The organism is Brevundimonas sp., from assembly GCF_041919755.1.
Classification (GTDB): domain Bacteria; phylum Pseudomonadota; class Alphaproteobacteria; order Caulobacterales; family Caulobacteraceae; genus Brevundimonas.
Map to the genome: position 1 here is coordinate 25818 of NZ_JAYRTD010000014.1, position 14131 is coordinate 39948.

A 14131-nucleotide genomic window follows, 5' to 3' on the forward strand; every position below is an offset into this window, starting at 1 on the left:
AATCAACTCAGCCTTTGATCCGATCCAGCACCAGGCGGTAGCCCTGATGCGGCATTTCCTTGAGGTAGCGGGCCACGCGTACGACGGTGGTCGGGCTGGCATGGGCCTCCACCGCGATCTCGCGATAAGACTTGCCGCCGCTGTCCAGCAGACGCGCGACCTCCCAGCGCTCGGCGAAGGCGCGCAGTTCCGCCGGGGTGCACAGGTCGTTCAGAAACGCCTGAACCTCCTCGCGGGTCTTGAGCGCCAGGAGGGCGTCATAGAGCGCGACCCGGCTCAGGGTCATATCGGCGGCGGGACGGGTCTCGGCGTCGGTCATGGCGTTCCACTATGGTGTAACGCTGGAACGGTCAAGGGGCGAAGTTCGGGATGGAAAGGTGTCGCAGGCCTCTCTATCTGAGCCTCATGGACAAGGTTGTGATCATTGGCGCGGGGCATGCGGGCGGGACGGCGGCGGCGCTGTTGCGGCAGTACGGATTTGAAGGCCAGATCGTGCTGGCGGGGTCTGAAACCGTGCCGCCCTATCAGCGCCCGCCGCTGTCCAAGGCCTGGCTGAAGGGGCATGCGGAGCGGGACGATCTGCTGCTGAGGCCCTACAGCTTCTATGTCGAACAGGACATCGATCTGAGGCTGGGCGTGACGGCGACCGCCATCGACCGGGCGGGCCGCAGCGTCGCCTTTTCGGATGACACGACCCAGACCTATGGGGCCCTGATCCTGGCCACAGGCTCGGTAGCGCGAAAGCTGGCCATTCCCGGCGCGGATCGGCCCGAACTGATCGAACTTCGGACGCTGGAGGATGCCGAGCGGCTGAAGGCGGCGCTGGGGCCCGGCAAGCGGCTGGCGGTGGTCGGGGGCGGCTATGTCGGGCTGGAGGCGGCGGCGTCGGCCCGCGCCCTGGGGGCCGAGGTGGTGGTGATCGAGCGGATGGAGCGGGTGCTGGCGCGGGTGGCGTCGGAGACCCTGTCGACCTTCTTCACCGCCTGGCACCGCGCCCAGGGCGTCGACATCCTGACCGGAGCCGAGGTCACGGCATTCGAGGATGCTGGCGTGCGGCTGGCGGATGGACGGCTGATCGAGGCGGATGCGATCCTGGTCGGGGTTGGGGCCCTGGCCAATGAGGCGCTGGCTTATCGGGCGGGGCTGGACTGTGTGAACGGCATCGTTGTGGACGAGACGGCGCGGACCAGCGACCCCGCCATCTGGGCGGTCGGCGATGCGACCCACCGTCCGATCCCGGTGCACGGCGCGCTGCGGCATCGGCTGGAAAGTGTGCCCAATGCGCTGGAACAGGCCAAACAGGCCGCCGCCGCCATCACCGGACGCCCTGCGCCCGCGCCGGAAGTGCCGTGGTTCTGGTCCGATCAGTATGAACTGAAGCTGCAGATCGCCGGCCTGCCCGAAGGGGCAGACCGCCAGATCGTGCGGGGTGTGCCGGCTATCGATTCGGACCCGGTCGGCTTTGCCGTCTTTCATCTGGCGGGCGACCGGATCGTTTCGGTCGAGGCGGTCAATGCACCCGCCGAGTTCATGGCTGGGCGCCAGATGATCGCGCGCGGCACTCCCGTTGATGCGGACAAGCTGGCGGACACCTCGGTGTCGATGAAGCTGGTCGCCGCCTAGCCGATCGTCAGGTCCAGCTGGCGCGAGATCAGCAGTCGGCCGGCACCGAGGTCCAGCGCCGCGCGGCGGCCCTCGAAAGCCTCCATGCCGACAAGTCCGTCCGGGAAGTTGGGCAGGGCCGGCTGTTCGAAAACGCCGACCTGAACCCGGCGGTATAGTTGCTCGGCAAAGGTCACGGTGCGGGCCTCTACGGTATCGGCGCGCATCGAACCGCCGAGGACCAGGCTGACGCCGCTTTCGCTGGGACGCCCGTCCAGCAGCCCGACCCCGGCGGCAGACCCGCGCGACACGGCCAGCAGAGAGGACGAGCCGGTATCGACGACGGCATTCAGGGCGTTGCCCTCCACCGTGACCTCGGCGACCAGGGCATTGCCGTCGCGCACGACCTCGGCCTCGATCAGATCGTCGGGCGGGACGAAGGCATCCGGCACGATCAGGCGGACGTGACGGCGGTCGGCGTCCAGCGCGAGGACGACCTGTTCCAGCACATCTCGGCCCAGGATCAGCGGCGTGGCCAGCCCTTCCACCGCCGCCAGTGGACCAAGATCGAGGATGGCGGCGCGGAGACCGCCGATGCGAAGGCCAGGCAGATCGAGGTCCAGGGTCGTGCCGCGCCCGACCTGCGATCCGCCCCCGACGCCATAGGCCAGCAGAGGCATGTCGAACAGCGAGCGTTCGCGCGGGGCCAGGGTGGCTACGAAACCACGGTCCACCACCGAATACTGGGCCCCGGTATCGATCAGGGCGATGACGTCCTGGCCCTCGATCCTGGCCTGAATGGTCGGGACGTTGGCGCGCCGGGCATAGGGCGACCAGGGCGTGGCATGGCCGTCGGCAAAGGTCAGATCGGGTCTCGGCCAGATCAGATTGTCGCGTGCCCACCAGGCCGCGCCGGCGACGGCGGCCAGTCCTGCGGCGCGGATCAGGAGATTGCGGCGGTTCATGCCGTCTCAACATGGCGGCTGGGGCGGGGCGATGCCAGAGCGCGTTTGTCGCGGGCAACGGCGACCTGATGGATGCCCCCCGACATCCATCAGGCCCCTTGGCCAGACCGGTGTCTCCGACGCCCGGTCGACCGTCCGTGTGCAACCGGACGCGAGCGGAACTGGACCATGCCTCCGGTTTGCCGTCGAACGGCTTCACCCCTCAGGCGAATGACTTGGCTAACGCGGGCCGAATGGGACGATGCGGTTGGCGGTGTCGTGGCCGATGTCGGCAGTGCCCAAGTAGGGGATCCCCGAGCGCGCGCACCAGTAGCGGGCGATCTCCTCCGCCGTCAGGCCGAATGCCGGATCGTTCTCGACGATGTCCGAGACGCGGCCCAGCCGAATACCTGCGACGCGCCGGATCGACGCCTGGCCGGTCAGGTGGAACATCATCCGGTCGATCCGGTACAGCGGCTCTGCCACATCCTCCAGCATCAGGACGTGGCCCGTCAGATCGGGCTCCAGCGCGGTGCCGACCAGGGCATCCAGAATGCTGAGATTGAAGGCCACGGCGGGCCGCGGATCGGTGTGCAGCGACGGCTCCCAGCCCGCGCGGTCGCCCTTGGTCAGCCAGCGCAGGGCGCGATAGGCTGCCGCGTCGTCCCGCACCGCGTCCGAGGCCATCGGCCCGTGGGCAATGTGCGGAAAGCCCGCCTTGTAGAGCAGGGCCAGCAGGCTGCCGGCGTCCGAATAGCCCAGATAACGCTTGGCCCGCGCAAGCTCGGTCAGGCGCGGCAGGACAGCCTCTGCGATCCGGCACGAGCCATAGCCGCCGCGCGCGAACCAGATGGCGTCCAGGCGCGGATCGTTGGCGAACTCCACAAAGGCATTAGCCCGTGCCGCGTCATCGCCGCCGAAATGCCCGTGCTTGAGGAAACAGGCGGGGTGGAAAACCACCGACACGCTGCCGTCGGCATAGTGGTCCGCCATCCAGGCGTGGACGGCCTCGGCGCGGCTGCGGTCGAAGCGCGAGCTGGCGTTGACGATACCGATCTTCATGAGGCTGTGGTCTCGCGCTTCGCCCGCAAACAAAAATGATCTAGTCAGGCGGCCCGACCTTCCCCGGTTTCGCCCCCCGAGATCAAGCGTGCATCAAGACGACTATTTCTTCTGCGGTATCGGCGGCTCGGGCATGCTGCCCCTGGCCCTGATCGTCCAGTCGCGCGGCGGTCATGTCGAGGGCTCTGACCGGTCCAACGATCAGGGGCGGACGCCGGAGAAGTTCGACTGGCTGCGCGGTCGGGGCATCGCCCTGCATCCCCAGGACGGATCGGGTGTCACCCGGGCAGACCAGGTCGTCGTCGCCACCGGCGCGGTAGAGGATACGGTGCCCGATATCGGTGCGGCGCGGCGGGTTGGCGCTCGCATCGTGACCCGTCCGCAGATGCTGTCGCAGCTGTTCAATGCCGCCCCGACCTCGGTCGGCGTGGCGGGCACGAGCGGCAAGTCCACCATCACCGGCATGGTCGCCTGGATCCTGCATCAGGCCGGGCGCGCGCCCACCGTCATGAACGGTGCGGTGATGAGGAATTTCGTCGATGGCGATCACCCCTTCGCCAGCGCCCTGATCGGCGGTCAGGACCTGTTCGTGTCGGAGGTGGATGAATCGGACGGCTCCATCGCCGCCTATGACGCGACGGTGGCGGTGGTCTCCAACATCTCGCTGGACCACAAGTCGATGGAGGAGTTGCGCGATCTATTCGGTGGCTTTGTCGCGCGGGCGGATCGGGCGGTGCTGAACCTGGACAACCCCGAGACGGCGGCCTTGGCGCAAGGGTTGAGCGAAGCGGGGCGGCCCGGTGCGGTGCTGACCTTTGCACTCGGCAACGAGGAGGCCGATCTTTCGGCGCACAAACTGTTGCCCCAGCCGACAGGGATGACCTTCAGGCTGAAAGATCGCGCAAGCGGAGCCAGCCTGCCTGTCACTCTGAATGTGCCCGGGGCCCACAATGTCGCCAATGCCCTGGCGGCCTTGGGGGCGGCGACGGCGCTGGGTGTACCTCTGGCCGATGCGGTCGGGGCGTTGGAGACCTTTGCGGGCATCCGGCGGCGGATGGAGGTGGTGGGAACCGCCGGGGGCGTCACCGTCATCGACGACTTCGCCCACAACCCCGACAAGATCGCCGCGACGCTGAAGACACTGCATGCCTTCGACGGGCGGCTGCTGATCCTGTTCCAGCCGCACGGGTTTGGGCCGCTGAAACTGATGAAGTCGGCGTTCATCAAAGGGTTCGCCGGGCTGATGCGGCCCGATGACGTGCTGCTGATGCCCGAGCCGGTCTATTATGGCGGCACGACCGACCGCAGCGTCGGCAGCGAGGATATTGCGGCAGGCGTGCGAGCCCGTGACCGCCACGCCGAAGCCCTTGCCACGCGCGAGGCCTGTGGCGACCGCGTGATCGAAATGGCCCGACCCGGCGACCGGATCGTGATCATGGGCGCGCGGGACGACACTCTTTCGACCTTTGCGGAAGGGCTCGTTGAGCGGTTGAAATCGTCCGTTTAGGGACTGAATTTAAACAGATTATCGCGAAAGGTTCACGAACGGCAAAGCTGCCGTTCAACGTCCCGCGTCTATAGCTCGCTGCCCACAGGAGTAGCGTATGGCCCGGATCGGAGATTTTGCCAGCGTCGCGCCGCCCGTGGGCCCGGACACGCCAGGTGCCGAAGTCTTCGACCGTTTTCAGCGCGAGGCGGACACCCTCGTCATCGCCGTGGTCGATGCGGATCAGCGCCCGCTGGGGCTGATCGAACGCAATGCCTTCACCCTGAAGATGGCCGCCGAGTTCGGCCGCGCCCTCTACGCCCGTCGCCCCGCCTCAACCTTCATGGATTCAAACCCGCGCGTGCTGGACGCCGATGCCGACGCCGAAGTCCTGTTCGACAGCATCGATGCGCAGAGTCTGGGCGGGCTGCTGAACGGGTTCGTCGTCACCCGCGCGGGCCGCTATGTCGGTGTCGGGGCGGGCGTCCATGTGCTTCAGGCGGGCAGCGCCATCCAGAAACGTCGCGCCGAGGCCATGAGCGAACTGGCCCAGGATCTGGTCCGGGCCGAGGCTGAAGCCCGCGCCTCCAGCCGCGCCAAGTCCGAGTTTCTGGCGGTGATGAGCCATGAGATTCGTACGCCCCTGAACGGCGTGCTGGGCGTGGCCGCCTTGATGGAGCGGGAGCTGACGCAGGAGGCCATGCGGCCCTATGCGCGGACCATTCTGGATTCGGGCCACAGCCTGTTGCGCCTGCTGACCGATGCGCTGGACATGTCTCGCGCCGAGGCGGGCCTGATGAGCTTCGAGACGGCACCGGTTCACATCGACGCTATCGCCGCCGATCTGACGGCCTTATGGACGCCGCGGGCACAGGAGAAGGGGCTGACCCTGACGGTGCGCTGCGAGACGGTGGGCCATGACTGGGTGGTCGGCGACGAGATGCGGCTGAAGCAGCTGCTCAACAATCTGATCGGCAATGCCCTGAAGTTCACGCCCTCTGGCGAGGTCACGGTGCATCTGACCAGCACTTGGGATCAGGGGGCCGTGCGTCTGATCGGGATCGTTGACGACAGCGGTCCGGGCATCGACGAGGCGACGGCCCGCACGATCTTTCAGCCGTTCAATACCGGCAAGGCTGGGCGTGAGGGGGCAGGCGCGGGCCTGGGTCTGGCCATCTGTCGCCAGATCGTGGAGCGGATGCAGGGGGTGCTGGCGGTGGAGCGATCCCCGCAGGGCGGGGCGCGGTTCCGGTTCGACCTCGCGCTGCCTTGCGCAGGTCCGGAGATGCGCGGCGCGGTCGAATGCCTGCCCGAGCCGACGCCGCACGAGACGCTGCATGTGCTGGTCGTCGACGACAACGCCACAAACCGGTTCGTTGCGGGCAAGCTGCTGGAGATGTTCGGCTGCACGCATGAGACCGCCGACGACGGGGCGCAGGCGGTCCAGGCCGTAGCGTCGCGGCCCTTCGATATGGTCCTCATGGACGTCAAAATGCCCGTCATGGATGGGGTTGACGCGACACGCGCAATCCGCGCCTCGGGCCACGCCCAGGCCGCGATTCCGATCGTGGCCCTGACCGCAAACGCCGATTCGCGTGACGAGATCGAATATCTTGCGGCCGGAATGAATGGAGTGGCGCAAAAGCCGATCCAGCCCGAACTACTTCTGGCCGCCATTCGTCGCGCCCTGACACCGGCCGAGACCGAGGTTTCTCAAGCGGCTTGAGCGCCGATGGGGCGCTCTGACGCGGCCTGAAACGGCAGACAGGACGCAACTGTCGAGCCTTTGTCGTATTGTGGCGGAGATGATCCAGCTTCCGCCGCCGCCGCCACCGCCCGCCGTGTCCCAACTGCCGGAGGTGGTCGTCACTGCCGCCCGGCTGCCGCCCGCTGCCAGCGAGGCCGCGTTTTCGGTGACGCGGCTGACCGACGATGATCTGAACGACCAGGTGCGGCTGGACGAGGCGCTGTCGCAGGTGCCGGCGGTGTCGCTGTTCCGGCGGACCTCCAGCCTGTCGGCCAATCCGACGACGCAGGGGATATCGCTGCGCGCGATCGCGCCGTCCGGCGCGGGGCGGACGCTGGTGACCCTCGACGGGGTACCGCTGAACGATCCGTTCGGGGGCTGGGTGATCTGGTCCCAGGTGCCGACCGAGAGTCTGTCGGGGTTGGACATCGTGCGAGGTGCGGGCGCAGGGCCCTATGGAGCCGGAGCCCTGACCGGCGTCATCGCCCTGCGCGAGCGGGATGCAAACTCGGTGCTGGACCTTTCACTCGGCGAGCGTGGGGGGCTTCGGGCGTCGGGGGCGGGCGTCACAACGGTCGGGCCGGTGCAACTGGTCGGTTCGGCGCTTCATGAAACCAGCGACGGCTATGTGCCTGTGCGTGGCAATGCGGCTGGCGCGGCGGATACCGCGCTGGATTTGGACGTGAAGAGCGCGGCGCTGCGCGCGGATGTTCGGGTGGGGGCGGCGACGGTGTCGCTGCGGGCGTCCGCCTTCGAGGAAGAGCGCGGTTCGGGGCTAGCCGGGGCGCGGGCGACGGCGTCGGGCAACAGCCTCAGCGTGACGGCGGCCAAGGCTCCGACGACCGAGCGCGCGGGCTGGCGGTTGCAGGCCTGGCGGCGCGAGAGCGATCTGGCGAATACGTCCGTGGCCGTCTCGGCAGACCGGGCCACAACGACGCCCGCCAATGATCAGTTTGAGACGCCCGCCACCGGCTGGGGCGTGAATGCGGCTCTGCGCGGGGTTGAGACCGGCGGCTCGGGCGGTCGTCTGGAGTGGGAGGTCGGGGCGGATGCGCGGCTGGCAGAAGGCGAGACGCGAGAGCGGTTTCGTTACATGTCTGGAGCCTTCACCAGAGACCGGATCGCGGGCGGCGAGACGACGGTGGCGGGGGTCTATGCCGACGGGTCCTGGCGTACGGGCCCCTGGCTGGTCGCAGGTGGTTTGCGGTATGATCGCTGGACAACAGAGAATAGCCGACGGCTGGAGCGCGACCGGGCGACCGGGCTGCCGACGCTGGACGAGAGCGATCCGGACCGGTCGGGCGAAGTGGTCAGTGCGCGGCTGGGGGTGCGCCGCGATCTGGGCGGGGGGCAGGCCGTGCGTGCGGCGGCCTACAGCGGGTTCCGTCCCGCCACCCTGAACGAACTGCACCGGCCGTTCCGCGTCGGCAACGACCTTACCGAGGCCAATGCGGCGCTGGAGCCGGAGCGGCTGACTGGCGTGGAAGGCGGCTGGGCGTGGGAGAGCGAGACGGCGTCCCTGTTAGCCACCGTGTTCTGGAACCGGATCGAGGACGCCATCGTCAATGTCACCATCGGGCAGGGGCCAGGCACCTTTCCTCGCGCGGGTTTCGTGCCCGCAGGAGGGGTGCTGCGCCAGCGCCAGAATGCGGGGATCATCGAGGCGACGGGGCTGGAGATCGACGGGCGGTTGGCCTTGAGCGAGACCCTGTCCCTGCGTGCAGCCGTGTCAGCCACGGATGCGCGGGTCGATGGCGGGACGGCGGCGACGCAGCTGACCGGCCTGCGTCCGGCTCAGGCTCCGATCTGGAGTGCGACGGCCGGGCTGGAATGGTCGCCGATGCATCGCCTGACCGTGGCCGCCGACGCGCGCTGGGAAAGCCGACGGTTTGAGGACGATCTGAACAGCCGGGTTCTGGACGCCGCGGCGACCGTCGATGCCCGGATCGAATGGGCGGCGTCGCCCTCGGCCACAATCTGGCTGGCCGCCGACAATCTGTTCGACGCCGATGTCGAGGTGGCCGAGACAGGAACAGGAGTCGCCTCATTCGGCCCGCCGCAGACACTTCGTGTCGGGATCAGACTGGCGCGTTAGAGGGCTGAAGACTCCCACTTGCAAATGGTTCTCAGTTTCGGCAAATAACGCCGGTGACCGACGCCGCCGCCCCTGCCAAGCCGAAAGCTGCCCTGAACGCCAAACGGTCGTTCTGGCTGAAGCAGCTGCATCAGTGGCACTGGATTTCGGCGGCGATCAGCCTGGTCGGCCTGTTCCTGTTCGCGGTGACAGGTATCACTCTGAACCATGCGGCTTCGATCCCGGCTACGCCGGTGGTGTCCGAACAGACCGCGACCCTGCCCGCGCCCCTGGTCCAACGGCTGGAGGCCTTTCCGCAAGAGACCACCGATCCCGTCCCCGACGCCGTCGCACGCTGGGCGTCCGATGCGCTGAAGATTTCCATCGCCGGTCGTCCAACCGAGACCACGGCGGATGAAGTCTATGTCGCCCTGACCGAACCAGGCGGCGACGGCTGGCTGACCATCGACCGCGCCACGGGGGAAGCGGTGCACGAGCGGACGACCCGCGGCTGGGTCGCCTACCTCAATGACCTGCACAAGGGGCGCAATACCGGGGCGGTCTGGTTATGGTTCATCGATGTGTTCGCTGTGGCCTGCATCGTCTTTGCCGTCACCGGTTTCGGCCTGACCTGGCTGCATGCGCGCCAGAGGCCCTCGACCTGGCCGCTTCTGGGGCTTGGTCTGCTGATCCCCGTCGTCATCGCCCTGATCTTCATTCACTGACTGCTCACCGGACCGTCGCCCATGCGCAAGCTCACCCTCGCAAACACCCTGCCCGTTCTGGCCGCCACCGCCGCGACCGCCGTCGCCGGACCGGCCCTGGCGGCCGACCTGAGTGTGTCGGTCGAGATACCGCGCCTGTCCGGTGCCTCGTATCACCGCCCCTATGTGGCCGTCTGGATCGAGCGGCCGGACAACGTCGCCGTGCGGACCCTGGCCGTCTGGTATCAGCAAACCGCCAATAACGAGGGCGACGGCAAGGATTGGCTGAAGGACATGCGGACCTGGTGGCGGCGCGGTGGTCGCGCCATGACCATGCCGGCCGACGGCATCTCCAGCGCCACCAAAGCCCCCGGTCGGCACACCGTGAGCGTGTCCGGAGCCCGCCTGCGCGACCTGCCCGCCGGCAACTATGTCATGGTGGTTGAGGCGGCCCGCGAGCTGGGCGGACGCGAGGTTGTGCGCGTGCCCTTCCGCTGGGGCGGGGCCAATACGGCCCGGGCCACCGGCTCCACCGAACTGGGCGCGGTCAGCGTCACCGTCACCCGATAAGAAGGAAGACCTGTCATGAAGAAGTCGATCGCCATTCTCGCGGCCTTGGCCGCCCTGGCCGCGCCGCTCACCGCCCAGGCTCACCGCGCCTGGCTGGCCCCGACCGCCACCGTCCTGTCGGGCAGCGACGCCTGGGTCGGGTTCGACGCCGGCATGTCCAACGGGGTCTTCATTCCGGACCACGCCGCGATGAATCTGGCCGGTCTGGTCATCACGGCACCGGACGGGTCGACGGCCGCGCCCGAGAACATGATGCGGGCTCGCTATCGGTCGTCGTTCGACCTGCATCTGACGCAGGCCGGCACCTGGCGCGTGGCCAATGTCATGAGCGGCGTGATCGTCAACTACAAGGAAAACGGCGAGCAGAAGCGCTGGCGCGGCACTGAGGCCGAGATGGCGACCGCTATCCCGGCGGGGGCGACCGATGTCTCGGCCACCCGTTCCGACAGCCGGATCGAGACCTTCGTGACCCTGGGCGCACCGAGCACGACTGCTCTCGCCCCGACCGGCAAGGGGATCGAGCTGGTGCCCGTGACTCATCCCAACGACTTGGTGGCCGGTGAGGCCGCGACCTTCAAGCTGGTCCGCGACGGTCAGCCCGCCGCCGACCTGGACGTCACCATCGCGCGCGGCGGCACCCGCTATCGCGACAATCCCGAGGAGATGACGGTCAAGACCGGTGCCGACGGCAGCTTCACCGTCACCTGGCCCGAAGCCGGCATGTACTGGATGAATGCCTCGGTCCGCACGCCCGCCCAGGGCGATCAGATGGCCGCCAGCGCCCAGTACAACGGCGTCGTGGAAGTGCTGCCCTGACTGACGCGATGTCTAGCGGCGCGGCCAACCGCGTCCTGATTCCGACCCATGGCCGCGTTCCGTCGCGGCCGCCGGGCCGGACGATCTGGGACTTCGCGGGCCAGAGCATGGGGACCGACTGGTCCGTGCGTCTGGTCGCGCCGTCCGGTCGCGATCGCGCCGAACTCCAGACGGCCATCGATGCTGAGTTGGCGCAGGTTATCGCCCTGTTCAGCCATTGGGAGCCGACGTCGGAGCTGGTGCGCTGGAATGCGGCTCCGGCCGGGTTCTGGGCGGTGTCCGAACCGTTCTGGTCGGTGCTTAACGCGGCCATGGACCTGGCCGACGACACCGATGGCGCGGTCGACCCGACGCTGGGAGCCCTGGTCGATCTGTGGGGCTTTGGGCCGCCCGGTCCGAGGTCCGGCCTGCCGACGGATGAGGAGATCGCGATCGCCCTTTCCGTCAGCGGCTGGCAGCGGCTGCGCCTGAACCGCGAGGCGAAGGCGGTGCAGCAGGTCGGCGGCATGAAGCTGGACCTGTCCGGCATCGCCAAGGGTCATGCCGTGGATCGCGTCTCCGAACGGCTGACGGCGCTGGGTGCGACCTCGCATTTGGTCGAGATCGGTGGCGAGTTGCGGGGCGCGGGGGTCAAACCCGATGCCCGTCCCTGGTGGACCGAGCTTCAGGCCGCGCCCGGCGCGCCAGGCCCGCGCACGCTTGCGGCCCTGTTCGATATCGCCGTGGCCACCTCCGGCGACTGGGTCCGCACCTTCAGCGTCTTCGGTCAGAACTACGGCCATACGCTGGACGGCCGCACGGGTCGGCCCCTGACCCACGGCCTGGCCTCGGTCAGCGTGTTTGCGGAGACCGCGATGCGCGCCGATGCCATGGCCACCGCCCTGATGGTCATGGGGCCGGAGGAGGGGCCGGCCTATGCGGCAGCGACCAATCTGGCCGCGCTGTTCGTCATGCGCGGCCCGTCTGGCATGACCGAATACCTTTCCCCCGCCCTGATCGCCATGATGGAAGAGGGGGCGGAGTGACAGCCGACCCCATGCGCTGGCTGTGGGCAGCCGTGGCCGTCGCGCTGTGGCTGGCCGTCATCGCAGCGGTCGTGATCGCGCGCAGGCTGGCCCGCAGACGAGAGGCCGCTAAGGCTGCCGCCCTCGCCCCCACCGAGGGTCGGGCCGATGTGCTGGTCGCCTATGCCAGCCAGACGGGACTGGCTGAGGAGCTGGCGTGGATGACGGCGCGAAGCCTGTCCGAGGCCGGCACATCGGCGCGTGTGGCCCTGCTGGGCGACCTCGAAGCGAAAGACCTGCGGATTGCCAGACAACTGCTCATCGTCGCCTCCACCACAGGCGAGGGCGACGCGCCGGACAGCATGTCATGGTTCGTGCGCAAACAGATGTCGGGACCGGCCGATCTGTCTGGCCTGCGCTACGGCCTGCTGGCGCTGGGCGACCGGACCTATGCGGAGTTCTGCGGTTTCGGCCGGGCGCTGGACGGCTGGCTCCAGGCCTCGGGAGCAAGCCGGCTGTTCGACACGGTCGAGGTCGACAATGGCGAGACCGGCGCGATCCGGCACTGGCAGCATCAGCTGGGTCAGCTGACAGGGCATGCGGTCCAGGCTGACTGGACTCCGCCCGCCTATGACCGCTGGCGTCTGGTCGAGCGGGCCCACCTGAACCCCGGCAGTCCGGGCGGCGAAACCTGGTGGCTGGCCTTCGAGCCGGTGGATCATGCGCCGGACTGGGTTGCGGGCGACATTGCGGAGGTGGGGTTGCCCGCGCGCGACGGTCAGCCGACGACGTCACGTGAATATTCGGTGGCCTCGCTGCCGAGCGAAGGGCGCGTGATCTTCATCGTGCGCCGCATGATCGCGCCGGATGGGACGCCTGGCCTGGGATCGGGATGGCTGACGCGCGACCTTTCGGTCGGCGACGAGATCGGGATGCGGATCCGCACCAACCGCAGCTTCCACGGTCCGGCGGTAGAGACGCCCCTGATCCTGATCGGCAACGGCACCGGTCTGGCGGGACTGCGTGCGCATCTGAAGGGGCGCGAAGGGGCAGCACACGGCGGTACCTGGCTGATGTTCGGCGAACGGACGCTGGCACACGACGCCCTGCTAGACGAGGAGCTTCAGGCGGCGCTGGCCTCGGGCGCGCTGACGCGGCTGGCTCGCGCCTTCTCGCGGGACGCCGGTGATGAGCGCTATGTGCAGGCCCTGATCACGGAGCATGCGGCGGAGGTTGCGGCCTGGGTCGGGTGCGGTGCCACGATCATGGTCTGCGGGAGCCGGGACGGCATGGCCGGCGGGGTGCATGCGGCGCTGGAGGATGTGCTGGGCGCAGACGGTCTTCAGGCCCTGACCGAGGCAAGCCGCTATCGACGCGACGTCTATTAGACTTCTGACCAGCGCCGGATCAGGTTGTGATAGACGGCGGTCAGCTCCAGCACTGCGGCATCCTTTGGCCCCTTGTCGGCGCTGACCCGCTGGATGGCCACGTCCAGCCGGAACAGGGTCTCGCGGTCCGCGTCGTCGCGGATCAGGCTCTGTAGCCAGAAGAAGCAGGCGACCCGCTTGCCGCGCGTCACCGGCGTCACCCGATGCAGGCTCTTGGACGGATACAGCACCAGATCACCGGCGGGCAGCTTGACCGACTGAGGCCCGTACATCTCCTCGATCAGCAGTTCGCCGCCGTCATAGTCCTCGGGCTCCGACAGGAAGAGCGTGGCCGACAGGTCGCTGCGGATGCGGACATCGCCTCGCCGCCGGATCGCATTGTCCACATGCACCCCGAAATGCTCGCCGCCCTCATAGACGTTGAACAGGGGCGGAAAAATCGTATGGGGCAGGGCGGCGGAGACGAACATCGGATTGGCGTTAAGGGCCTGCAGCACCAGGTCCCCGACCTCGCGCGCGACGGCGCTTTCCTCCGGCAGCTGACGATTGACCTTTGCCGTCGCCGACTGATGGCCGGACGTCGCATTGCCGTCGGCCCAGGGCCCGGCGTCCAGACGTGCGCGCAGGGAGTGGACCTCGTTCTTGGTGAAGACCTCCGGGATGTGCAGCAGCATGGTCCGTCCTCGATGATAAACGCCATAGACCCCGACGCTGGGAAACGCCGGGGCTCACAG

13 protein-coding genes are annotated in these 14131 nt (G+C 68.2%); 9 read left to right on the forward strand and 4 right to left on the reverse strand.

Features of this window, described 5'->3' with window-relative positions:
- Positions 1–7: 7 nt before the first annotated feature.
- Positions 8–319, reverse strand: coding sequence for a YerC/YecD family TrpR-related protein (locus ACE3TH_RS13860; protein WP_374600581.1), 312 nt, complete (start codon positions 317–319; stop codon positions 8–10).
- 86 nt (positions 320–405) lie between these two features.
- Here ACE3TH_RS13860 and ACE3TH_RS13865 point away from each other — a divergent pair, with 86 nt between their 5' ends.
- Positions 406–1623, forward strand: a complete 1218-nt coding sequence (locus tag ACE3TH_RS13865; protein ID WP_374600583.1) for an NAD(P)/FAD-dependent oxidoreductase — start codon at positions 406–408, stop codon at positions 1621–1623.
- Here the strand turns inward: ACE3TH_RS13865 and ACE3TH_RS13870 are convergent.
- Positions 1620–2567: an aspartyl protease family protein gene (locus ACE3TH_RS13870; RefSeq protein ID WP_374600585.1), complete on the reverse strand. Its 948-nt coding sequence runs from the start codon at positions 2565–2567 to the stop codon at positions 1620–1622. The genes ACE3TH_RS13865 and ACE3TH_RS13870 overlap by 4 nt on opposite strands.
- Positions 2568–2786: 219 nt before the next feature.
- Complete coding sequence (locus tag ACE3TH_RS13875) at positions 2787–3608, reverse strand: LD-carboxypeptidase (protein ID WP_374600587.1); 822 nt, start codon at positions 3606–3608, stop codon at positions 2787–2789.
- A gap of 88 nt (positions 3609–3696) precedes the next feature.
- Here ACE3TH_RS13875 and ACE3TH_RS13880 point away from each other — a divergent pair, with 88 nt between their 5' ends.
- From ACE3TH_RS13880 to ACE3TH_RS13915, 8 genes are all read left to right on the forward strand, one after another.
- Positions 3697–5115: a glutamate ligase domain-containing protein gene (locus ACE3TH_RS13880; protein ID WP_374600589.1), complete on the forward strand. Its 1419-nt coding sequence runs from the start codon at positions 3697–3699 to the stop codon at positions 5113–5115.
- A 97-nt stretch (positions 5116–5212) separates the two neighbouring features.
- Positions 5213–6820 (forward strand): ATP-binding protein, encoded by a 1608-nt coding sequence (locus ACE3TH_RS13885; RefSeq protein WP_374600591.1) that lies wholly within the window; start codon positions 5213–5215, stop codon positions 6818–6820.
- A gap of 79 nt (positions 6821–6899) precedes the next feature.
- Positions 6900–8936 (forward strand): TonB-dependent receptor, encoded by a 2037-nt coding sequence (locus ACE3TH_RS13890; protein WP_374600593.1) that lies wholly within the window; start codon positions 6900–6902, stop codon positions 8934–8936.
- A gap of 53 nt (positions 8937–8989) precedes the next feature.
- A complete protein-coding gene (locus ACE3TH_RS13895; RefSeq protein WP_374600595.1) occupies positions 8990–9640 on the forward strand; it encodes a PepSY-associated TM helix domain-containing protein in 651 nt (216 codons plus the stop codon).
- A 21-nt stretch (positions 9641–9661) separates the two neighbouring features.
- Positions 9662–10189, forward strand: coding sequence for a DUF2271 domain-containing protein (locus ACE3TH_RS13900; protein WP_374600597.1), 528 nt, complete (start codon positions 9662–9664; stop codon positions 10187–10189).
- 15 nt (positions 10190–10204) lie between these two features.
- Complete coding sequence (locus tag ACE3TH_RS13905; protein ID WP_374600599.1) at positions 10205–11005, forward strand: DUF4198 domain-containing protein; 801 nt, start codon at positions 10205–10207, stop codon at positions 11003–11005.
- Between the two features lie 8 nt (positions 11006–11013).
- A complete protein-coding gene (locus ACE3TH_RS13910; protein ID WP_374600601.1) occupies positions 11014–12030 on the forward strand; it encodes an FAD:protein FMN transferase in 1017 nt (338 codons plus the stop codon).
- The gene (locus ACE3TH_RS13915) at positions 12027–13397 is read left to right on the forward strand and encodes a sulfite reductase subunit alpha (protein ID WP_374600602.1); all 1371 of its coding nucleotides are present in this window, start codon (positions 12027–12029) and stop codon (positions 13395–13397) included. Before ACE3TH_RS13910 ends, ACE3TH_RS13915 begins: the two co-directional genes overlap by 4 nt.
- On the opposite strand, the gene ACE3TH_RS13920 is transcribed toward ACE3TH_RS13915, so the two are convergent.
- Positions 13394–14071: a Fe2+-dependent dioxygenase gene (locus ACE3TH_RS13920; RefSeq protein ID WP_374600604.1), complete on the reverse strand. Its 678-nt coding sequence runs from the start codon at positions 14069–14071 to the stop codon at positions 13394–13396. The genes ACE3TH_RS13915 and ACE3TH_RS13920 overlap by 4 nt on opposite strands.
- Between the last annotated feature and the right edge of the window lie 60 nt (positions 14072–14131).

What these genes read in the sequence shown, in the direction of transcription:
- ACE3TH_RS13885 (WP_374600591.1), top strand. Translation starts at nt 5,213, where the DNA reads ATGGCCCGGATCGGAGATTTTGCCAGCGTCGCGCCGCCCGTGGGCCCG.
- ACE3TH_RS13865 (WP_374600583.1), top strand. Translation starts at nt 406, where the DNA reads ATGGACAAGGTTGTGATCATTGGCGCGGGGCATGCGGGCGGGACGGCG.
- ACE3TH_RS13890 (WP_374600593.1), top strand. Translation starts at nt 6,900, where the DNA reads ATGATCCAGCTTCCGCCGCCGCCGCCACCGCCCGCCGTGTCCCAACTG.
- ACE3TH_RS13910 (WP_374600601.1), top strand. Translation starts at nt 11,014, where the DNA reads ATGTCTAGCGGCGCGGCCAACCGCGTCCTGATTCCGACCCATGGCCGC.
- ACE3TH_RS13920 (WP_374600604.1), bottom strand. Translation starts at nt 14,071, where the DNA reads ATGCTGCTGCACATCCCGGAGGTCTTCACCAAGAACGAGGTCCACTCC.
- ACE3TH_RS13870 (WP_374600585.1), bottom strand. Translation starts at nt 2,567, where the DNA reads ATGAACCGCCGCAATCTCCTGATCCGCGCCGCAGGACTGGCCGCCGTC.
- ACE3TH_RS13875 (WP_374600587.1), bottom strand. Translation starts at nt 3,608, where the DNA reads ATGAAGATCGGTATCGTCAACGCCAGCTCGCGCTTCGACCGCAGCCGC.
- ACE3TH_RS13905 (WP_374600599.1), top strand. Translation starts at nt 10,205, where the DNA reads ATGAAGAAGTCGATCGCCATTCTCGCGGCCTTGGCCGCCCTGGCCGCG.
- ACE3TH_RS13900 (WP_374600597.1), top strand. Translation starts at nt 9,662, where the DNA reads ATGCGCAAGCTCACCCTCGCAAACACCCTGCCCGTTCTGGCCGCCACC.
- ACE3TH_RS13860 (WP_374600581.1), bottom strand. Translation starts at nt 319, where the DNA reads ATGACCGACGCCGAGACCCGTCCCGCCGCCGATATGACCCTGAGCCGG.